The sequence below is a fragment of the Wenxinia saemankumensis genome, from assembly GCF_900141735.1.
Classification (GTDB): Bacteria; Pseudomonadota; Alphaproteobacteria; order Rhodobacterales; family Rhodobacteraceae; genus Wenxinia; species Wenxinia saemankumensis.
In genome coordinates this window covers 70,164-91,429 of the sequence record NZ_FQYO01000007.1, presented here as the reverse complement: position 1 = coordinate 91,429, position 21,266 = coordinate 70,164, and the positions used below count along the sequence as shown (strand labels likewise).

Below are 21,266 nucleotides of genomic sequence, written 5' to 3'. Positions count from 1 at the left end.
GGGGGAGGCCGGCCCGCCGCGCCGCGCATCCGTCCGGGCTCAGCCCTTCGGCGCGTCGCCGCCCCGTCCGCGTCCGCTGCGATCCCGGCCCTCGGACCGGGAACCGCCTTCGTCCGTCGCCCTCCCGCGCGCGCCGGCGCCCGGCGCCTCGCGCCCGGAGCGGCGCGGCCAGCCGCCCGGCCCGTAATCGCGTTCGGCAGCCCTGAAATCGGGCGTCTCGGCCAACGGGCGCCCGGGATCGGAAGAGGGTCCGGGGGGCATGCCGTAGCGGTCGGCGTAGCTGTCCGGGCGGGGCGCCCGATCGGGGCGCGGGCCGTGCCGGCCCTTCGCCACCCGGTCCCCGTCGCGGTCGATCCCTTCGCCGGGTCCGGGGCCGCCCTCCACGGCGTCCGGGCCGCCGGCCCGGAGCCATGCATCCTCGCGGGAATGTCGTCTGTCCATGACGTCAACCTCCTGGTCTGGCCCCCACGAACAAGGCCGGGGCGTCGATGTTCCCGCCCGCCCGGGGATCGGCCCCCTCCGCCCGCCACCGGAACGCGCGCCCTTCCCCGCGCGTTGTCCACCGCAACGTCCGTGTCCCGAGCCGGAACCGAGCGACATGCCCGAGCGCCACGCCGACGCCAACGACCGCGACCGCCTTCTCGAGAGACAGCGCATCCTCGCCGATTTCGGCGACTTTGCCCTGCAATCCGAGGATCTGGACGCGGTGCTGACAGAGGCCTGCCGCCTCGTCGCAGAGGCGATGCAGACCCGCCGGGCCAAGATCCTCGAGATCGAGGAGGATGGGCGCACCCTTCTCGTCAGGGCCGGGACCGGCTGGAGTGCGGAGGTCGTCGGCCATACCCGCATCCCGATGGACGAGACCTCGTCCGAATCCTACTCGATCCGCGAGGGGGCGCCGGTCATCAGTCGCGACATCACGACCGATGGCCGGTTCAGCGTGCCGCCCTTCATGCGGGACGAGGGGGTCGCCGCGCTGGCGAATGTCCCGATCTTCCTCCCCGGCGGCCGCCCCTACGGGCTGCTCCAGGTCGACGATACCGAGGCGCGCGACTTCGACGGCGACGATTCCGAGTTCCTGCGGACCTATGCGACGATCCTGGGGCCCGTGATCGACCGGCTCTTCGCCCTGCGCGACCAGCGCTCCACCGAGGCGCGCTACCGCGCCTTCGTGAATGCCAGCGCCGACCAGGTCTTCCGGCTGAGCCTCGACTTCGGCGACCTGCGCGACCTCGACGAGCGGGGCCGGCTCGTCGCCCTGCAGGGAACCCCGGCGAACTGGCTCGATCACTTCGCGCATGACGAGGATCGCCCCGCCCTGCGGGAGGCGATGGAGGCGGCGATCCGGACCGGTGCGCCCTTCGAGACGGAGCATCGCTCCGCAGACGGCACCAAATGGCTGCTCACCCGGATCGTGCCGCTGCGCGACTCCGAGAACGCCATCGTCGAATGGATGGGCACCGCGCGGGACATCACGGGTCAGAAGGAGGCCGAGCTTCATCTCCGCGAGAACGAGGAACAGCATGCCCTTCTGCTGAATCTCTCCGACGCGTTGCGGCCCCTGGTGGACCCGGCCGAAATCCAGGCCACCGCCTGCCGGCACCTCGCCGAAGAGCTGTCGGTCGACCGGGTCTACTATGTCGAGCTCGACCATGCGGCGGGCCGCGCCAGTGTCGCGCGGGACCATGTCGAACCGGGCGTCATGTCGCTGGCCGGGATGCATCGGATCGCCGACTTCGCCTGGTCCGTCGATCTGCTCCGCGCGGACCGGCATGTCATCCGGGACACCCGGGTCTCGGACCTCGTGCCGGAGGCCGACCGGCAGGCGGCAGCCGCGCTGGATATCATCGCCTGCGCCGGGGCGCCGCTGATCAAGGGGGGCGAGTTGGTCGGGGCGCTGTGCGTGACGAACGGGCAGCCGCGCAACTGGACAGCTCACGACCTGCAGCTCCTGCGCGAAGTCGCAGACCGCACCTATGCGGCCATTCTGGCGGGGCGTGCCGACGCGGCCCGGTCGCGGAGCGAGGCCCGACTCGCCTCGGACCTCGCCGCGACGAGCCGGCTCCGCGATCTGGGCGAGCGGCTCGTGACGGAGGAAAGCATCGGCGCCATCCACGAGGAGGTGCTGGACGCCGCCCTCGCCATCCTGTCGGCCGATGCGGGGTCGGTGCAACTCCACGACCCCGGGTCCCGATCCCTTTATCTGCTCACGACCCGCGGCTTCGACGAGAGGCTCACGCGGCACCTCGCCCGGGTCGACGTGGACGGCCCGACCGCCTGCGCGCGGGCGATCCGCTCCGGCGCGCGGGTGATCGCGCGGCTGGACGAGTCCGAGGCCGGCGAGATCGGCCGGATCAATGTCGCCGCGGGCTACCGTTCGGTCCAGGCCACGCCGCTGATCTCGCGGTCCGGGGCGATCCTCGGCGTGCTCTCGACCCAGTGGCGCGCCGCCGACCATTCGCCCGACCAGCGCGACCTGCACTTCATCGACCTTCTCGCCCGGCAGGCCGCCGACCTGATCGAGCAGCGCCGCGCCGCACGGGCCCTCCGCGAGCGGGAGGCGCAGCTGCAGGGCTTCGGCGAGGCGAGTTCGGACGTGCTGTGGATCCGCGATGCCGAGACCTTGGGCTGGACCTATCTCAGCCCCGCCTTCGAGCGGATCTACGGGATGCCGCGCCAATCCGCGTTGGCGGGCGACACGCTGGGCAACTGGCTCTCGCTCGTCGTGGAGGAGGACCGCGACCTGGCGCGCCGGAACCTGCAGCGCGTCCTGGAAGGGGAGCGGGTCACGTTCGAATACAAGATCCGCCGCCCCTCCGACGGCGAAATCCGCTGGCTCAGGAACACCGACTTCCCGATCCGCACCGTCGCTGGAGAGGTCGCCTGGATCGGCGGGGTGGGTCACGACGCGACCGACGAGATCCGGATGCGCGACCGCCTGGAACTGCTCGTCGCCGAGCTGCAGCACCGGACGAAGAACCTGATGGGCGTCGTGCTGTCCATCGGCGAGCAGACCCTCGGAACCAGCGCGTCGCTGCCGGACTTCGCGGTGCGGTTCCGCCGGCGCATGGACGCGCTGGCCCGGGTCAACACGCTGCTCTCCCGGCTCGACGTGGGACAGCGCGTCACCTTCGACGAGGTGATCGGTGCCGAGATCGACGCGCTCGACGAGGTATCCCTGCGGGCGGGAAAGGTGCGGCTGGACGGCCCGCCGGGCATCGCCCTGCGGTCCAGCGGTCTGCAGACCTTCGCCCTCGCCCTGCACGAGCTGGCGACGAACGCCCTGAAATATGGCGCGCTGGCGCATCCGCAGGGGCGGCTCGACGTCTTCTGGCGTCTAGAGGAGATCGAGGGGCGGCCCTGGCTGCGCGTCGACTGGCACGAGACGGGGGTGCCCCTCGGCGACGAGGCGGACCGGCAGCGTCCGAGAGGGGCAGGACGCCGTCTGATCGAGGAGGGCCTGCCCTATCAGCTCGGGGCGCGGACCAGCTTCGTCCTCTCGCGCGGCGGCGTCCGGTGCTCCATCGCCGTGCCGGCCTCGCAGCAGGGCAGGACCGGGACGGGCCCGGACTGATCCGGCGCCCGTCAGGTCCGGCCGCCCCCCTTGGCCCGGAGGGGCCGGGGCGCGGGCCACGAACCTCCCCGGGGGGGGCGGGGCAACCCCGGGGGCCTCTTCGCGCGCATGACCCGCCCATCGCGCGCCGCCCGGCCGACCGGGACCGCCAGGCGACACCGGCCTAACCGGTCTTCAGGACCACCTTCGTCCAGTCGTTCTGGTTGAAGCGGAAGTTCTCATAGCCGCGGGCGGCCTCTTCCAGCGGGAGGCGGTGGGAGATGAGGAACGTCGTGTCCAGCTCGCCCTCGCCGATCTTGTGCAGCAACTCCTTCAGGTAGCGCTGCACGTGGGTCTGCCCGGTGCGGATCTGGACGCCCTTCTCCATCACCGCGCCGAGCGGGAACTTGTCGAGAAAGCCGCCATAGACGCCGGGGATCGAGATCCGGCCGCCCTTGCGCACCGCCAGGATCGCCTCGCGCAGGGCATGCGCGCTGTCGGCGCCGACACCGATCCGCTGCTTGAGGTTGTCGAGCAGCGTGTCGGGGGCGAAGCCGTGCGCCTCCATCCCCACGGCGTCGATCACGGCGTCGGGGCCGATCCCGCCCGACATCTCCATTAGCGCCTCGAGCACATGGGTCCGCTTGAAGTCGATCACCTCGGCGCCGAGCTTCCGGGCAAGGTCGAGCCGGTTCGGCCATTCATCGATCGCGATGACCTTGCCGGCCCCCATCGCCAGCGCCGATTGCACGGCGAAGAGGCCGACCGGACCGCAGCCCCAGACCGCGACCACGTCGCCCTCCTCGATGTCGGCATTCTCGGCCGCCATCCAGCCCGTCGGCAGGATGTCCGACAGGAACAGCACCTTGTCGTCCTCCAGCCCGTCCGGGACCACGATCGGGCCGACATCGCTGTAGGGCACGCGGACGTATTCCGCCTGCCCGCCGGGATAGCCCCCGGTGAGGTGCGTGTAGCCGAACAGGCCGGACATGGCGTGACCGTAGAGCGGCTCGGTCAGGTCCTGGTTGTCCACGGGATTGGAATTGTCGCAGGCCGAGTATTGCTGCCGCTGGCAGAAGAAGCAGGCCCCGCAGGAGATGGTAAAGGGCACGACGACGCGCTGGCCCTTCCGCAGGGTGCTGTCCGGCCCGGTCTCGACCACCTCGCCCATGAATTCGTGGCCGAGGATGTCGCCCGATTGCAGGCCGGGGATGACGGCGTCGTAGAGATGGAGGTCCGAGCCGCAGATGGCGGTCGAGGTGACCTTGAGGATGGCGTCGCGGGGATTGACGATCTCGGGATCGGGGACCGTGTCGACCCGCACGTCGTGCTTGCCGTGCCAGGTAAGGGCGCGCATGGGATTTTCCTTCAGTCGGTCTTGCGATTGCGGTTCGTGGCGATCTCGCCCGTCTCGAAGAGCATCTTGAGCCGCTTGAGGTCGCGGCGGCTCTGGATGGCGGGCTCGGTTCCGAGGGTCTTGGCGATCCATCGGCCGAGTTCCCCCATCGGCGGAACGTAGGCGATCAGCGCCTCGACCTCGGTGCCGCGCCCGGCGGGCGCGTCGCGGAAGCGGACCTTGCCGCGCGTCTCGATCCGGGACTCCTCGGTGGAGGCCCAGGCGATCTGCTCGCCCTCGATATCGTGGACGACCCGCGTCTCGACCGTCACCGCGCCGGTCGGGGCGGGGATGACCCAGCGCGTGATGTCGCCCGCGACGGTCACGTCCCGCACGTTCCGCATGAAGGCGGGCAGGTTCGTGAAGTCGCGCCAGAAGGCGTAGATCTCCTGGCGGGGCGCGGCGATGGTCACCGTCCGCCCGGTGACCGCGTAGTCGTCCCCGCGGGACCGGCGCGAGGTCCGGCCTGGCGCGCTGTCCGGCGGCCGGCGATCGACCGCGTTCCGGTCCCGCTGGTGCCAGAGGCTCACCCCGGCATAGCCGGCGACGAGGCCCGCGCCCAGAAGCAGCAGGGCCCCTCTCGATCCGGACCCCCGGTGGTGTCGTCCCGTCATGTCGGCTCCTTTCTGCCTCCGCGGCGCGAGGCCGGCCGGGATCCGGCGATGCGCCGCCCCGGTCCGGACCCGGTCCGAGGTCCAAATCGGGCGGGCCGGCAAATGTTCCCGACCTGCCGGTCGGCATCGGCCCCCGGGGGGCTCGCATCACCGGGCCGGTGAGGGGGAATCTACGGGGCCCGGCGCGGTCTCCGGTCCCGACATGCGTTGCACCGTCGCGCCAGAGCCGCGCCCTACGCCGGTCGGCCCATTCGCGGCTGTCGTGCTCGAGCGCGCATCTCCTTCGGAGGGCCAACGGCGTGGGGGCACCCGAAGCGGAGACCCGGCCGCCAGCCGTGTCGAGGGGCGAGCGTCGACCCCTCCCTGCCGGCGGGCGGCGGGATGAACCGCCCCATTGCCGGGGCGATCCGGGCAGGTGTCGTGCGGGTGAGAGAGCCCCCCTCTTCCCGGGAAAGGCCGAAGGCCCCCCGGCCGACCGGCGGTCCGGGCTCCGCCTGCGACTCCGAACCGGGAGGAGCGATGGTCGGCGCCGGCAACGCGCTCCTGCCACGGGCGGGAACGGCCGCGCCGGACAGGGCTATTTCGGGCAGGCAGGGACCCGGGATCGCCGGTGGACCGGGCCGGCCCCTCTCTCTCTGGGAGGCCGGCCCGTCCGGGAGGGTCAGCTTGCCGGCTGGACGAGGTTCGCCAGCAGCCGGAAGGCGCCCGGGACCAGCTGGTCCAGCTGGTGATGCAGGATGAGCGAGGTATGGGTGTGCCGCCCCTCCCCGATCTCCGCCGACAGCAGAGAGCCCTCCAGCGGTTCCTCCCCCGGATCGCTCATCGCGAGCAGCGGCGTATAGGCCGGTGCCCAGTCCGAGGCGAAGTAGAGGCCCCGCTCCTTGTCCCAGTTCGCCCAGTCCTCGGGACCGATCGCGTTCGGCGTGGTGAGGAGCGGGTGGTCGGGGGCGAGGACCGTCACCTCGGCATCGGGATCGGTGACTCGCCAGCGGATCGACGGAGAGCCGATCGTCAGCATCTCCGGCGGCACCGTCTCGGGGTCCCAGCCGTCGCGGGGGCGGTGGTAGAGCGTCACGAGGTGCCCCCCGCCCCGGACCCAGTCATGGAGCTGCGGCACCGCGGCGGCGAGGTCGGGCCGGCGCCCGAAGGCGTAGATGCCCACCACGATTGTCTGCAGATCGCGATACTCGCCCCGCTCCACCTGCTCGGGCGTCAGGTCGACCACGTCGAGACCCATCCGGCTCATCCACGTGCCGACATTGTCGTTGCCGCCGCTGATGTAGCCGACGCGGCGGACCTCCGGCAGGGTCGCCTCGACCGCGACGACGGGGATCGAGACCCGGTTCGGCACGACCGAGGTGCCGATATGGGGATAGCTGAACCGGTCCACCTGATAGGCCGGCTCGCCGTCCAGCATCGGCTGCAGGACGATGCGCGTGCGCCCCACATCCTCCGGCGGGGCGAGCAGATAGGTCCGCGATTCCGGCGTGCCCTCCCCGGCGGGAGAGATCGACCAGCCCGCCGGCAGGTCGAAGTCGAGATCGTCCGGCGCCGCGTTCTGGACCGTGACCGTCATCTCTGCCGGCTCGATGGGCTGCGCGGTGTTGAAGAGCACCCCCTCCGGCGAGACCTGGACCGAGGCCGCGGGCAGCACGCGCAGGTCGTCCTCCAGATCGACGTCGAGCGTCACATCCCGCCCCGCGACGGTGGCGCTGACCCGGACGAAGGCGTCCCCGTTGCCGCCCAGCACGTCGAACGCGGTCGTGAGCGGATCGGTCAGCGCCGCGCCCGCCGGGGCCGACACGGTTCCGCCGCCCTCCGCCGGTTCGACGGCGAGGCCGCTGCGGGCGATCACCTCGACCCCCTCGACGGTCACGTCGCCGGGCGCGTCGATCACGGTGGTGACCGTCGCGGTTTCGCCCGGGGTGATGTCGTCCCCCTCGGTCCAGGCCCGGACCGACAGGCCGACGGCCACAGCCAGCGCCTGGTCCGCCTCGCGCAGCTTGCGCTCCAGCCGGTGGCCGACCTGGGCGCGCATGTCGTCTGGCATCGCCGACAGGGCCAGCTCGACTGCATCAGCCAACGCGGCGACCCGGTCGATCACGAGGGCGGTGTCGGTGTAGCTCTCCACCGCCTCGTCGGCCATCGTCTGCGCGCGCCGCAGCGCGTCAGCCGCGCCGGGCGGCAGGCCGTCCATCTCGGAGATCGCGCCGAGGGAATAGAGCGTGCCCTGCCGGATGTCGGCTTCCTCATGCGGGCTGCCCTCCGCTGTCCGGGCGAGGTTCAGCTCCCACTCGGTCTGCGGCTCCTCGCGCCAGCTGCCCATGCCTTGCGTGAGGTGGAAGGACCGGGACCATTCCCCGATCTGCGGCCAGGTCGCGCCGGTGACCGGATCGCGCGCGGGCACCTGCACGACCAGCGTCGCGGGGGGCGGCGGGGTCTCGTCGTCGTAGACGCCGCCGCCGCCTCCATAGGCCGGCTGGTAGACCTTCGGCACGTTCCAGACCGTGATGTCGCCCGTCAGCTGATCGGGATAGGCCTCGGGATCCGCGGCCATCTCGACCGCCTCGAACGTGGCGACGTTGACGGCGCGGTGATGGCCGTGCTGCCCGCCGACATCGAGGAAGGGCGTCATGATCGCGTCGGGGCGGTGCATGCGGATGCCGAGCACCATCCGCTCCAGCGTCCGCTCGCGGCCCCATTGGTCAATGGTGGCATTCGGATCCTTGGAGAAGCCGAAATCGCGCATCGGATCGTCGGGGCCGACGCTGCCGACCATCATCGAGGCGTCGAGGGCGCGGGACGCTTCCTCCATCTCGCGGGTCCGCAGCACGCCGAGTGCGGCGTTGCGCTCGGGCCCGATGCTGTTCTGGCCTCCCTCGCCCCGCGTGATGACGAAGAGGACCGGGTGGATGCCGTAATGGTAGCGCAGCGCGGCGAGCAGCGCGCTCGGCTCGTCGTCGGGATGGGCGCCGGTGATCATCAGCGTCATCGTGGAGGTCAGCCGTTCGAGCGCGCGGCGCAACTCGACGATCCTGGGCTGCCGCCGCTGCTGCGCGATGAGATCGAGCGCGGACATCGGTTCGGCGAAGGCGATCGACCCCTTCGCGGCGGCGAGCGCCGGAAGGGACGCCACGAAGGTTCGACGTGTCATGGTGGGCATGGTCTGGTCTCCTTGTGGGGGGGTCGTGGTCGTGGTCGTTGCGGGGCGCCTATCCTTGTATCGACGCGGCAAGGGCGGTGCGGGCGGCGCGGGCGGCGCCGACGAGGGCGGCCCGCGGTCCGAGGGCGGTGACGCGGCAGGCCGGGGGCCGGGCCATGCTGCGGGCGAGGACGGCCTCGACGCGGCCCAGCACTTCCGGGCGGAAGCCGAGGCTGCCGCCGAAGACGATGGCCTCGGGATCGAGGATGGCCGCGACGGCCTGGCAGGACCGCGCGACCCAGAGCGCCAGCTGGTCCAGCACCTCGTCGAGCGCAGGGTCCGGCCGGGCGAAGGCGTCGCGCAGGCTGTCCGCGCGGCCCCCGGCGGCCCGGTAGACGCGCATCAGCGCCTCGCTGGAGATGGCGTGTTCGAGCGGGCCCATCGCGTGCGTCGCTGGATCCTCGGGATCGGCGCCGAGCGGGAGGAACGCGATCTCGCCGGCGGCGCCCGTCGCGCCGCGCAGCAGCCGGTCGCCGATGACCACGCCCATCCCGATGCCGGTTCCGATGGCGATGAAGACGGTGAGGTCGGCGCGGCGCGTGCCCCCCCGCCAGTGTTCGCCGAGCGCGGCCATGTTCACGTCGTTCTCGATGGCCACCGGCCGGCCGAGCGCGGCGGCGAAGCCGCCCGCGAGATCCCCTTCCTCGAGCCCGGGGATGTTGGGACCGCGGTGCAGCCGCCCCGTCGCGGGGTCGATCGAGGCGGGAACGCCGAGGCCCGCCGCCGCGATGTCTGCGCACGGCCGGCCGATCTGTCCCAGCAGCGCGTCCCGCTGGGCGATCACCCGGTCGACGAGGGCCGGCGCCCCGGCATCCGGGGTCGGGTCGGTCGTCTCGGCCAGCACCCCGCCGCGCAGGTCGCAGAGCGCGGTCAGCATCTTCGTGCCGCCGATGTCGCTGACGAGGAGCAGCGCGCGATCGGCGCGCAGACGCCCCTCGCCATCGGTCCAGCCCTCTTCCCTCAGCCTGCGGTGCGGATCCCGCAGGGCCCTGCCCCGCAGCAGGTTCGCGAGCGCGGCCGAGGCCGGGTCGGTCAGGCCGACCGGGGGGGCGTCCCCGTCCATCAGGACGGCCCCAGGGCTTTCTCCGTCTCCGCGTCGAAGCGGTGGATCACCGAGTCGGGGGCATGCGCCTCGATCCGGCTGCCGACCTCGGGGATCTCGGATCCCGGCGCGCTGCCGATCACGGTCTCTCCGTCCACGTCGAAATGGACGAGCGTCTCGGGGCCGAGCGGCTCGACCGCCGTGACGGGGCCGGACAGGGTCAGCCCGCCCTCGCCCGCGCGCCTGCCGACCTGCAGATCCTGCGGGCGCACCCCGATCAGGATCGGCCCGCCCGCTCCGGCGACGGGGGCGCCGCCCTCCATCCGGCCGGGGAGGACGTTCATCGAGGGCGTGCCGATGAACCGCGCGGTGAAGACGTCTACGGGGTTCGAGTACAGTTCCATCGGCCGGCCCTGCTGCAGGATGTACCCGTCGCGCATGACGACGATCCGGTCGGCCATCGTCATCGCCTCGACCTGGTCGTGGGTGACGTAGGCGATGGTCGCGCCGAGACGCTGGTGCAGGGCCTTGATCTCGATCCGCATCTGCGCGCGCAGCTGCGCGTCGAGATTTGACAGAGGCTCGTCGAAGAGGAAGGCGACCGGGTCGCGCACCATCGCGCGGCCCATCGCGACGCGCTGGCGCTGGCCGCCCGACAGGGCGGCGGGGCGACGGTCAAGATAGGGATCGAGGCCGAGGATGCGGGCCGCCTCCTCGACGCGGCGGGCCTTCTCGCCCTTCTCCAGCTTGGAGGTGTAGAGGCCGATGCCGATGTTCTGGCGCACCGTCATGTGCGGGTAGATGGCGTAGTTCTGGAACACCATCGCGATGTTGCGGCTCTTGGGGTCGAGCTCGTTGACGACGCGGCCGCCGATCCGGATCTCGCCGCCCGACACCTCTTCCAGCCCCGCGATCATCCGCAGCGTCGTCGACTTGCCGCAGCCGGACGGGCCGACGAAGACGACGAACTCGCCGTCCTTCACGTCGAGGTCGATGCCGTGGATGACCTCCGTCTTTCCGAAGCGCTTGGTCAGCTTGTCGAGCGTGATGGTCGCCATCAGCGGGCCTCCGAAAGGGCGCGAAAGGTTGTGTCGAGCTCGGCCGCCGCGTCCGCCTCGCGGGCGGCGATGGCGTCTGCGCGGGCCGAGAAGCCGGCGAGCGCGGCGTCGTAGGCGCCCAGCGCCTCGTCCATCGGTCCGGTCGCCGGGCCGCCGAAGCGGTCCCGCACGGCGACGAAATGCTCGGGCGAGGCCGCCTCGCGGAACGCGGCCTCGTCCATGCCGGGCGCGCGGCCCGTCGCCTGCTCGAAGGCGGCGGTGAAGGCGGCGTAGCCCGAGGGCAGGTCCGACTCCTCCGCCACCACGGCGCGGGCGGTGGCGGCGGCGATCTCGTGCGCCTGCCGGAAGGACAGGCCCTCGCGCCGGACCACGGTATCGGCGAGTTCGGTGATCGTGATGCAGGACCGGCGGATGTTGCGGTCGACCTTCGCGGGGTCGATCCGCATGGCGGCGACGAAGGCGGCGAGCAGTTCCAGCACCCGGCCCCCGCTGGCAAAGGCCTCGTAGCCCGCCGAATGGCTCTCGCCCTCGCTGTCGTTCATGTCGGTGAACGGCGTGTTGTGCATGATGTCCCGCATCGTCCGGGCCCGGCCCATCGTCTGGCTGGCGAGGTGGCGCATGTGCTCGATGGGCACGGGATTGCGCTTCTGCGGCATGATCGACGAGATCTGGACGAAGGCGTTCGGCACGTAGAGCTGCCCGACCTCGAAGGACGACCAGGTCTGGAAGTCCTGGATCAGCCGCCCGAGATGCAGGAACAGCAGCTCGACGGCGGAATAGGCGCCCGTCGTGTAGTCGACGGCGGCGATGCAGGAATAGGAGTTCCGCTGCGGCGCCGCGAAGCCGAGCAGATGCGCCATCCGGGCCCGGTCGATGGGAAAGCCGGTCGTCGTGATCGCCGCTGCGCCCATCGAGCAGAGGTCGCAGGTCGCGCGCGCCGTCTCCAGCCGTTCGATGTCGCGGATCAGCACCTCGATGGCGGCGCCGAGGTAATGTCCGAGGGTCGTCGGCTGCGCGGGCTGGCCGTGGGTATAGGCGACGATGATCGTGCCGCGCTCGCGCCGGGCGGTGCCGATCAGCGCGGCCAGAACGGCGCGCGCCTGCGCCATCAGGCGGTCCAGATGCGCCTTCAGCGACATCTTGAAGAGCGTGTGGTCGATGTCGTTGCGCGAGCGGCCGGTATGCAGCCAGCCGCCCGTGTCGGGACCGACGCGCTTCTTCAGCTCGGCCTCGACGAGGAAGAACCAGTCCTCGACCTCGCCGGTATAGGTCAGGCCGGCCGGGTCCACCTCGCTGTCGATCGCCTCCAGTGCGCCGGCGATGGCGGCGGCGGTTCCGGGCGTCACGATGCCCGTCTCGGCCAGCATCACCAGATGCGCCCGGTCGATGCGGCGGAAGCCGTCGACATGGTGCGCGCGCGCCCCGTCGAAGAGCGGCGCCAGCACCGTGTCGCGGTAGACCGGGTCGGGAAAGCGCGTCTCGTCTGTCGCGCGGGGATCGGAAAGGCTCATCCCTTCAGCCCCGCCAGCATGACGCCGCGCACGATGTAGCGCTGCAGGGCGAGGAACACGAGCAGCGTCGGGATCGTCGCCAGCGCCGCGCCGGTCATGATCATCTCCCACCGGATCGCCTGCTCGACGGCGAAGCTCGTGAGGCCGATGGGCAGGGTGTAGAGCTCCTTCGAGGTGGTCACGATCAGCGGCCAGAAGAACGCCGTCCAGTTGCCGAGGAAGGTGAAGATGGCGAGGGCGGACAGCGCGGGCGTCACCAGCGGCATCGCGATCTTCCACCAGATGGTGAACTCGTTCATGCCGTCGATCCGCGCCGCCTCGAGGAAGTCGTCGGGCACCGTCTCGAAGAACTGCTTCATCAGGAAGGTGCCGAAGGCGGTCGTCATGCCGGGGAACATGATGCCCCAGTAGGTGTCGAGCCAGCCGAACTGGGCGCTCATCAGGTACCACGGGATCACCAGCATCTCGGTCGGGATCATCAGCGTCGACAGGATCGCGATGAAGATCAGCCGCCGCCCGCGGAAGCGGAACTTGGCCAGAGTGTAGCCGACGAGGCTGTCGAAGAAGAGGTTCGACGCCGTCACCACGATCGCCACGATGGAGGAGTTGAGGAACCAGCGCGGGAACTCGCCCTCCGACAGCACCTCGACGTAGTTCGCCAGCGTAGGCGCCGCCGGGATCAGCCGCAGGTCGTAGATCTGGCCCGGCGTCTTGAGCGAGGTCGAGAACATGTAGAGCAGCGGCGTCACCATCAGCACACCGCCGATGAACAGGATTGTCCAGCGGATGATCCGGCCCGGGCGGATGTCGCGCATCCGGCGCTCGCGGATGTCGGCAGTGGCGGTCATGTCCGCTCCCTCAGCACCCAGAGCTGCAGCAGCGACACGACGAGCAGGATGGTGAACAGCACCACCGTCTGTGCCGCCGCCTGGCCCATGTCGTAGGACGAGAAGGCCGTCTGGTAGATCATCAGCACCAGCGGCTCGGTCGATCCGAGCGGCCCTCCGGGATCGTTGGTCGTCATGTTGTAGACCTGGTCGAAGATCCGCAGGAACGCGATGGAGATGAAGACGACGAGGAAGACCATCGTCGGCTTGAGCAGCGGAAGCGTGATCTTGCGCAGGATCGCCCATTCGCCGAGGCCGTCCATCCGGGCCGCCTCGTAATAGGTGTCGGGAATGGCGCGCAGCCCCGCCATGAAGATGATGATCTGAAAGCCGAGGCCCGCCCAGATCGCGGTGACCATGATCGAGGGCAGCGCCCAGGTGGTCGATTTCAGGAACTCGATCTGGCCGATCCCCGCCTCGCCCAGCACGCCGTTGATGAGGCCGGTCGGCGCGGGCTGGTAGAACCAGCGCCAGACCCAGGCCATCGCCGCAGCGGTCGTGATGTAGGGCATGAAGTAGAGCGCGCGCAGGAAGTTGTGCGCGAAGCGGACCTTGTCGAGGTAGTAGGCGATGACGAACGCGATCACGAGCGACGTGGGCGTGCCGTAGATCAGGTATTCGAACGTGTTCCAGAAGGTCTTCCAGAAATCGTCGTCCGCGAACATGTCGCGGTAGTTCTCGAGGCCGATGAACTCGGCATCCGACATCAGGTCCCAGTCCGTCAGCGACAGCCAGAACGCGTTGAAGGTCGGGTAGAAGCGGATGACGACGTAGAAGACGAGCGGCACCGCGAGGAAGGTCCAGACCCAGACCGCGCTGCGCATGCGCATCGACAGCCGAGGCTGGTTCATCAGCGGCCGGGTCGGCACCGTGTCATGGTCGGTCGGATGGGTCATCGCCCCTCTCGGCTTGATCGGTCGTGCCCGCCCGGGCCGGCCCGACCGGTTGGACGCGGCGCCGCCCCGGGGAGTTGCGGGGCGGCGCCATCTCGGACGTGCGCGTCAGTCGCGGGCGTCGTCGATGATCTCCTGCTCCTCCTCGGCCGCCTCGGCGATCGAGTCCTCGGGGGACTGCCCCTCGAGCAGGACACGGTTCGTCATGTCGATCGCGACCTGCCGCTGGGCGGCCTCGTCGACGAAGAGCGTCGTGTGGGCGTAGGGCAGCGCGGCGAGGAAGGGCCCGTAGATCGGGTCGGCCATGTTCTCGTCCGTCATCGCGGCGGCCCGGCGGGCGGGCAGCTCGCCCACCACGTCCAGCCAGACGGCCATAGCCTCCTCCGAGGAGATGTATTCGAGGAACTTCACCGCCGCGTCGTATTCCTCGCCCTCGGCGCCGGAGCCGATCGCGTTTGCGAAATAGCTGGCATAGTTCGACTGGACGCCCTCGGCATTGGCCGGAAGCTCGGCCACGCCCCATTCGAAATCCTCGATCGACGAGAACGAGCCGAGGCGGAAAGTGCCGTCGATCGTCATCGCGGCGCGGCCGGCGCGGAACGCGGCCTGCCCCTCGTCCATGAAGCCGGGCGTGCCGATACCGTGGACCGTGGCGAGGTCGGTGTAGAACTGCAGCGCCTCGGTCCCGGCCTCGTCGTCGTAGGTGACCTCGGAATAATCCTCGGAATAGGGCTCGCCGCCCATCTGCCGCACCAGCACCTCGCGCCACCACTGGTGGTCCTGCCCGGCCATGTCGAGCGTCATGCCGACGACCTCGAAATTGCCGGCGTCGTTCGTCTGGGTCAGCTGCTGGCCGATCTCGACCAGTTCGTCCAGCGTCTCGGGCGGACCCTCGATGCCGGCCTCGGCGAAGAGGTCCTTGTTCCAGAACAGCGCGAGCGAGCGGACGGCCGTCGGCAGGCCGTAATACTGGCCGTCGCGGCTCATCGCCGAGACGATGGGAAAGAACTCTTCCTCGATCTGCTCGGGCGGGAACACGTCCTCGGGGAGCGGCTGGATCAGCCCGCCCTCGATGAACTTGTCGGCCCAGCCGTAGAAGAGCTGCATCACGTCGGGGCCCTGCCCCGCCATGTTCGCGGCGACGATCCGGGTCTGGTAGTCGGCATAGGGGAACGTCACCTGGTTGACGGTGATGTCCGGGTTCGCCTCCTCGAAGGCGGCGATGAGCTGGTCCATCGCCTCGACGCGGGTGTCGTAGATGTACTGCCAGTAATCGATCTCGACGGCCTGCGCCGATCCGGCGAAGCAGGCGAGGGCCGAGGCACCGGCCAACAGGTGCAATCTGGTCATGGGGTCCTCCGTTGGGAAAAGCGGCACTTCTTGCAGGTGCCGGCTGGAAGCGTCGCCGCCATTCGGGGGGCGGTCCGTCGTTCGCCAAGCATGGAAGAAGAGGTCGATTCGAGTCAATACAATAAATATCTTGTTTTATTCTTTTCCGCGTTCCACCCTTCCGGGGACATGCACGACGCCTGCCTGCCGAGGATCAGATCCTGACCCCCAAGGACACCTCCCGCCCGACTCCCCGGGGCAAGAACCCGGGCCGCAACCGCGAGCACAACCGGCGCGTGGTGCTCGACCTCATGCGCCGGCACGGGCGGACCGGCCGGCTCGAGATCGCGCGGCTCTGCCAGCTGACGCCGCAATCGGTGACCAACATCCTCGACGAGCTCATCGGAGAGGGGCTGATCCGCGCCGCCGGGCGCCGCAGCGCCGCGGGACGCGGCCAGCCGCCCCTCGACTACGAGATCAATCCCGACGGTGCCTTCACCATCGGCATGGAGCTGGCGGTGACCCGGATGACCGCCGTCGTCGTCGACCTCGCCGGGCAGATCCGGCGGCAGAGCTCGGTCGACGTCGCGGACATGTCCCCCGGGGCCGCCCTGCCCCGGATCGAGACGCTGGTGAGAGAGCTCTCGACCGACCAGCAGGGCCGGCTGATGGGGATCGGCGTGGTCATGCCCGGCCCGTTCGAGATCGAGGGCTTCTCCAGCGTCGGCCCCACGACGCTGCCCGGCTGGGCCGGGCTGGACGCGGCCGCCGAGCTGACCGCGCGCCTCGGCGCCCCGGTCGTGGTCGAGAACGACGCGAACGCCGTCGCGATCGGCGAGACGCTGCTCGGCGATCACCTCCACCTGTCGCAGTTCGGGGTGATCTATTTCGGAACCGGCATCGGTCTCGGCGTGATCTCCTCCGGGGCACTGATGCGGGGGGCCTACGGCAATGCCGGCGAGATCGGCCACGTCGTCGCCGCCCCCGGGGGCCGGCCCTGCCCCTGCGGCCAGAACGGCTGCCTCGAGCGCTACGCCTCGACCCACGCGCTGCGCGAAAGCCTGCTGGCGGCCGGCCGGTCGGGCGACCTGGCAGAGCTCGACACCGCCCATCCGGACGCCGATCCGGTCCTCTCCGCCTGGCTCGACGAGGCGGCGGCGCATCTCGGCCCCGTCATCTCGATCCTCGAGAACGTGCTCGACCCCCAGACCATCGTGCTGGCCGGCGGGCTCGCCCCGGACTGGCTGGACGCGATCATCTCGCGTCTCCGGCTTGGCACCAGCGTCTCGCGGCGCAGCGACCGGACCCTGCCGAGGGTGATGCGCGGGCAGAGTGGCGTCTTCGCCGCCGCCATCGGCGCGGCGGCCCTGCCCATGCACGACGCGATCACCCCGCGCCTCGAACTCAGCGAGGTGTCGCCCCCCCGGACCGAACCCACGGAGCCGCCCAGATGACCGACCGCTTGGACAGCCCCCAAGGCCGCCTCGCCCGCGACGAGGGGGATCCGGCGCTGCTGCGGCTGCATCGCGCGCTGTCGCGCCTCGGCTCGGTGCTGACGATGATGAATACCGGCGCCCATCCCGACGACGAGCATAGCGGCCTGCTGGCCTGGCTCCGCTTCGGCCGGGGGATGCGGGTCGTCGTCGCCTGCTCCACCCGGGGCGAGGGCGGGCAGAACGTGATCGGCCCCGAACGCGGCCGGGCCCTCGGCCTGCTGCGCAGCCGCGAGATGGAGGAGGCCGCGCGCGTCCTCGATTGCGACATCGCCTGGCTCGGCTTCGGCCCCGACGATCCCGTCCACGATTTCGGCTTCTCTAAGGACGGCGACGACACCTTCGCGCGGTGGGGCGAGAACCTCGTCGTCGGGCGGCTGGTCGACGCGATCCGGCGCGAGCGGCCGGACATCGTGCTGCCGACCTTCCTCGACGTGCCGGGCCAGCACGGCCACCACCGCGCCATGACCCGCGCCGCGGAGACCGCCATCCGCCTCGCCGCCGATCCGGATCACCGGACCGGGGCCGATCCCTGGACCGTCGCGCGGCACTACCTGCCGGCCTGGAGCGGTGGCGGGGGGACCTATGACGACGAGGTGCCGCCGCCGGAGGCCACCCTGCGCGAGCGGGTCGCCGGGCGCGAGGCGGCGACGGGCGCGGATTTCTCGCGCATCGGGGAATGGTCGCGCCGCCGCCATGCCAGCCAGGGAATGGGACGCTGGCACGACAACCCCGCCCTCGACTGGCCGCTGCACCGGGTCGGCGGCGGGGCCGAGAGCCGGATCGGCGAGGGGCTGCCCGCGACGCTCGCCGATCTCGCGGCGGTCGAGACGGCCGCGTCCGCCGACCTGCGCGACGCGGACGCCGCCTGCGAGGCCGCGCGCACGGTCTTTCCCGACCGCGACGCGATCCTCGTGGCCCTCGCCGCCGCCGACGCCGCGCTGCAGCGCGCCGAGCCGAGGACTGGGCGCGCGAACCGGCACCGCGTCGCGATGAAGCGCCGGCAGGTCGCCGCCGCCGCGCTGGAGGCGACGGGGCTCGCCCCGCGCCTGACCCTCTCGGTCCCCGAGATGCGCCCCGGCGGAACGGCCGAGCTGCGCCTCGACCTCGCGCCGCCGCTCGCCTCCGGCACGCTCTCCCCGAGGCTCGCCCTCCGCCTGCCCGAGGGGATCTCCGCGCACGGCGAGGGCCCGGTCAGGCTGGAGGCCGCGACGGACGCGGCGCCCGGCCCCGCCTTCGCCGGGGGATGGTCGCCGCTCGGCGGGAACGGTCCCCTCGCCGCGTCGCTGACCTTCGCGGCCCACGGCCGCGAGATGACGGCCTCGCTGGATCTCGAGCGGCCGTGGCAGCTCGCCCCGATCGCACGCCTGGACCCCGCGCCCGACGCCTTCGTGCGCCGGATCGGCGCTGCGGACGCGCCGCCCATCGTCTTCGCCCACGACGCGGCGGGGACGCTCGGCGCCGATCTGCCCGAGGGATGGTCGTTCGACCCAGGGGCGGCCGAGGCACGGATCGTGCCGCCCGCCGCGCCGGAGCCGGGGCTCGTACGGATCGTCCCGCGCGTCGACGGCCACCCAGCGATCCGCGAGAGCGTGACCGAGCATCCGCATGTTGGTCCGATCCGCAGCCGCGCACCGGCCGGGATCCGGGTGCTGCACCTCGACGTCGCGCTGCCCGAGGGCGCGCGCATCGGGTGGATCGGCGGCGGCAGCGACCGCACGGACCTGTGGCTGCGGCGGATGGGGCTGGACGTCACCGACATCGACCGCCTGCAGCCGGATACGGACCTGTCGGGTCTCACCGCCATCATCGTCGGCGTCGTCGCGCTGGCCAATCGGCCCGACGTCACCCTCGCCATCGGGCGGCTGCACGCATTCGTGCGCGAGGGCGGAACGCTGGTGACGCTCTACCAGCGGCCCGACCAGGGCTGGGACCCGGATCGCATCCCGCCGGCGCCGCTGACGGTCGGCACCCCCTCGCTGCGCTGGCGCGTGACGGACGAGACGGCCGAGGTCACGATCCTCGAGCCCGATCACCCGATCCTGCGCCGCCCCAACCCCATCGGTCCGGCGGACTGGCAGGGATGGGACAAGGAGCGCGGCCTCTACTTCGCCTCGAGCTGGGACGACGCCTATCGCCCGCTCCTCGCCATGTCCGATGCCGGAGAGGCGCCGCTCGAGGGGGCCCTCGTCTCCGCCAGGATCGGCCGGGGGCGGCACAGCCATGTCGCCCTGAACCTGCACCACCAGCTCGACCGGATGGTGCCGGGGGCGTTCCGCCTGATGGCCAATCTCCTCGCGCAGGAGGCGTGACCGCCCGGGCGGGAGGGGCGGACGGGGCCGCGGACAGGGCCGATCCCGGCGACGACCCCGCAGCGGGGATCGGCTGGCTGCTGGCGGACATGACGCTGGTCACGGTCGTCAACGTCCTCGTCAAGGCGACGGGGACGGAGGTCCCTGCCCTTCAGCTGGTCTTCCTGCGCGCGGCGATCGGGCTCGTCCTGATCGCGCCGCTGGTCTGGCGCCGCCGGGCGGAGCTGTCCCGGATGGGGGCGCCCTGGCGGAACGCGGCCCGCGTGGCCTGCAACGCGGCCGCGCTGACCCTCACCTTCAGCGCCCTGACCCTGCTGCCCCTCGCCATCGTCAACGCCATCGGATTCACCCGGCCCCTCGTCGCGATGGGCCTCGCGGTCGCGCTGCTGGGCGAGCGGGTGGTGCGGGCGCAATGGCTGGGCCTCGCGGTGACGCTGGCGGGCGTCGGTGTGATCGTCGCCCCGGGCGCCGGGTTCGGTCCGGTGCCCGTCCCGGGCCTGATCGCGGCCTTCGCGGGGGTCGGCTTCGGCGCGATGGCCGCGATCCAGACCCGGGCCCTGAGGGGCGAGACGACGATGGTCCTGATGCTGTTCTACACGGGCGGCCTGACGGCCTTCACCGCGATCCCGGCGGCCGTCGTCTGGACCCCGCTCGCGCCGGGAGCCTGGGGGGTCATCCTCGCCATCGGGATCCTGGCGCAGGTGGCGCAGATCTGCTTCCTGCGGGCCTACCGGGCGACCCGGGCGACGGTCCTGTCGCCGGTCTCGCATGTCTCCATCCTGTTCGCCACGCTGGCCGGCTGGGTCGTCTTCGCCGAACGCCCCGGCCCGACCTTCGCTCTCGGGGCGGGCCTGGTGCTGCTCGGCGGGCTGGTCGGGGCCAGGGCGGCCGGGCTGGCGAAGGGCCGGGCCGGGCGGGGATCGCCGCCCCGGCGCTGAGCGCCGCAGACCCCGCCGCGACGGGGTCGGAGATCCACGGCCGTATGCGCTCCCACACCCCGCGGCAGGTTGCGGCGACGCGGGGCGGGCCGGATCAGGCCGCCTTCGCGACCGCGGAGCGCCGGGGCGGGGCCTCGGTGGGAAAGCCGCAGAGGGCCAGGCCGCGGCGACCCAGAAAGGCGAAATGGGCGTCGATATCGGCCCGGATCCGCGCCTCCTTGGCGGGCTTCATCCCCCGCCGGCGGAGGACCTGCGCCGAATGACGCGGCGTGTCGTTGTCTCCGCGATGGGTCACGATGTTGGGAACGTGCGGGTCGACGACCGAGACGAAGCGCGAGGGGATCGCGAAATGCCCGAACTCGAAGACGGTCTTCGCCGGATGACGGATCGCCGCACCCGCACTGAAGAAGGGGCAGGGCCAATCGTAGATCCCCTCCGTCGGACCGTCCGTGACGCAGTAGTAGTTGCGCGAGAAGCTGATCCCGAAGGCGCGGTTGCCCCACAGCGCCCGGGCGTGACGCTTCAGCTGCCGGATGTAACCGCTCGCGACGCAATCGTCGTCGTCCAGCCGGAACTGCACGCAATCGGCGAGCGCGAGCTTCGTCTCGGCCACGTGCGCCTTCACCACCTCGGTGACATGCATCGAGGGCACGAATTTCAGCACGACCTGCGGGACGGGGTCGCAGATCTCCTTCAGCCGGCGGCGATAGGGGGCCGGCATCCGGTCGGAGGAGACGACGAGGAGCGTGAAGTCCGGATCGCTCTGGTTGCGCAGCGAGGCGAGCGTCAGGTGCTCGAAGCTGGCAAGGCGCGCCTCCATCCGCGCGGGGGCGAAGAGCTCGCGGGCCTTGGCCTTGTAGACGGGCCCGAGCTCGTCATCCGGCACGCCCGAATAGGCCTTCCAGTCGCCTCGGCCGATCATCGAGAACCGGCAGATGCCAAGGACCTTGATCTCGTCACGTGCCATCGGGCCCACCCTTTTCCCTACGAGGCCGCGGAATGATCCCGGGGCCGGTCCGCGAAGCGGTCTTCAGGTGA

14 protein-coding genes are annotated in these 21,266 nt (G+C 71.3%); 4 read left to right on the top strand and 10 right to left on the bottom strand.

What is annotated here, in order from left to right; translation table 11 throughout:
* Positions 1-598 precede the first annotated feature (598 nt).
* Entirely contained in the window at positions 599-3,574 is a 2,976-nt protein-coding gene (locus tag BUE30_RS16390; protein WP_073334048.1) for a GAF domain-containing protein, read from the top strand.
* Between the two features lie 163 nt (positions 3,575-3,737).
* Here the strand turns inward: BUE30_RS16390 and BUE30_RS16385 are convergent, their stop codons facing one another.
* The 9 genes from BUE30_RS16385 to BUE30_RS16345 form a co-directional block, all read right to left on the bottom strand.
* Entirely contained in the window at positions 3,738-4,910 is a 1,173-nt protein-coding gene (locus BUE30_RS16385) for a zinc-dependent alcohol dehydrogenase (protein WP_073334046.1), read from the bottom strand.
* 11 nt (positions 4,911-4,921) lie between these two features.
* A complete protein-coding gene (locus tag BUE30_RS16380) occupies positions 4,922-5,563 on the bottom strand; it encodes an SRPBCC family protein (protein WP_073334043.1) in 642 nt (213 codons plus the stop codon).
* 661 nt (positions 5,564-6,224) lie between these two features.
* Positions 6,225-8,726 (bottom strand): PIG-L family deacetylase, encoded by a 2,502-nt coding sequence (locus tag BUE30_RS16375; RefSeq protein WP_083601446.1) that lies wholly within the window; start codon positions 8,724-8,726, stop codon positions 6,225-6,227.
* Positions 8,727-8,775: 49 nt separating this feature from the next.
* Positions 8,776-9,828, bottom strand: coding sequence for an ROK family protein (locus BUE30_RS16370; RefSeq protein ID WP_073334041.1), 1,053 nt, complete (start codon positions 9,826-9,828; stop codon positions 8,776-8,778).
* A complete protein-coding gene (locus tag BUE30_RS16365) occupies positions 9,828-10,865 on the bottom strand; it encodes an ABC transporter ATP-binding protein (RefSeq protein WP_073334038.1) in 1,038 nt (345 codons plus the stop codon). The genes BUE30_RS16370 and BUE30_RS16365 overlap by 1 nt, the downstream gene beginning before the upstream one ends.
* Complete coding sequence (locus BUE30_RS16360) at positions 10,865-12,376, bottom strand: argininosuccinate lyase (RefSeq protein WP_073334036.1); 1,512 nt, start codon at positions 12,374-12,376, stop codon at positions 10,865-10,867. Before BUE30_RS16360 ends, BUE30_RS16365 begins: the two co-directional genes overlap by 1 nt.
* Entirely contained in the window at positions 12,373-13,224 is an 852-nt protein-coding gene (locus BUE30_RS16355) for a carbohydrate ABC transporter permease (RefSeq protein ID WP_073334034.1), read from the bottom strand. Before BUE30_RS16355 ends, BUE30_RS16360 begins: the two co-directional genes overlap by 4 nt.
* Complete coding sequence (locus BUE30_RS16350) at positions 13,221-14,159, bottom strand: carbohydrate ABC transporter permease (RefSeq protein ID WP_073334031.1); 939 nt, start codon at positions 14,157-14,159, stop codon at positions 13,221-13,223. Before BUE30_RS16350 ends, BUE30_RS16355 begins: the two co-directional genes overlap by 4 nt.
* Positions 14,160-14,264: 105 nt before the next feature.
* The gene (locus BUE30_RS16345) at positions 14,265-15,506 is read right to left on the bottom strand and encodes a sugar ABC transporter substrate-binding protein (RefSeq protein WP_073334028.1); all 1,242 of its coding nucleotides are present in this window, start codon (positions 15,504-15,506) and stop codon (positions 14,265-14,267) included.
* A 275-nt stretch (positions 15,507-15,781) separates the two neighbouring features.
* Here BUE30_RS16345 and BUE30_RS16340 point away from each other — a divergent pair, with 275 nt between their 5' ends.
* From BUE30_RS16340 to BUE30_RS16330, 3 genes are read left to right on the top strand one after another with little or no spacing between them, the layout of a single operon-like run.
* Positions 15,782-16,939, top strand: a complete 1,158-nt coding sequence (locus tag BUE30_RS16340) for an ROK family transcriptional regulator (RefSeq protein WP_244526394.1) — start codon at positions 15,782-15,784, stop codon at positions 16,937-16,939.
* Positions 16,936-19,290 carry a PIG-L family deacetylase gene (locus tag BUE30_RS16335; RefSeq protein WP_212590726.1) on the top strand — a complete coding sequence of 785 codons (2,355 nt, stop codon included), beginning with the start codon at positions 16,936-16,938 and terminating at the stop codon, positions 19,288-19,290. Before BUE30_RS16340 ends, BUE30_RS16335 begins: the two co-directional genes overlap by 4 nt.
* Positions 19,287-20,228, top strand: coding sequence for a DMT family transporter (locus BUE30_RS16330; protein WP_244526393.1), 942 nt, complete (start codon positions 19,287-19,289; stop codon positions 20,226-20,228). The genes BUE30_RS16335 and BUE30_RS16330 overlap by 4 nt, the downstream gene beginning before the upstream one ends.
* 94 nt (positions 20,229-20,322) lie before the next feature.
* Here BUE30_RS16330 and BUE30_RS16325 read toward each other — a convergent pair whose 3' ends face one another.
* Positions 20,323-21,195, bottom strand: a complete 873-nt coding sequence (locus BUE30_RS16325) for a glycosyltransferase (RefSeq protein WP_073334023.1) — start codon at positions 21,193-21,195, stop codon at positions 20,323-20,325.
* Between the last annotated feature and the right edge of the window lie 71 nt (positions 21,196-21,266).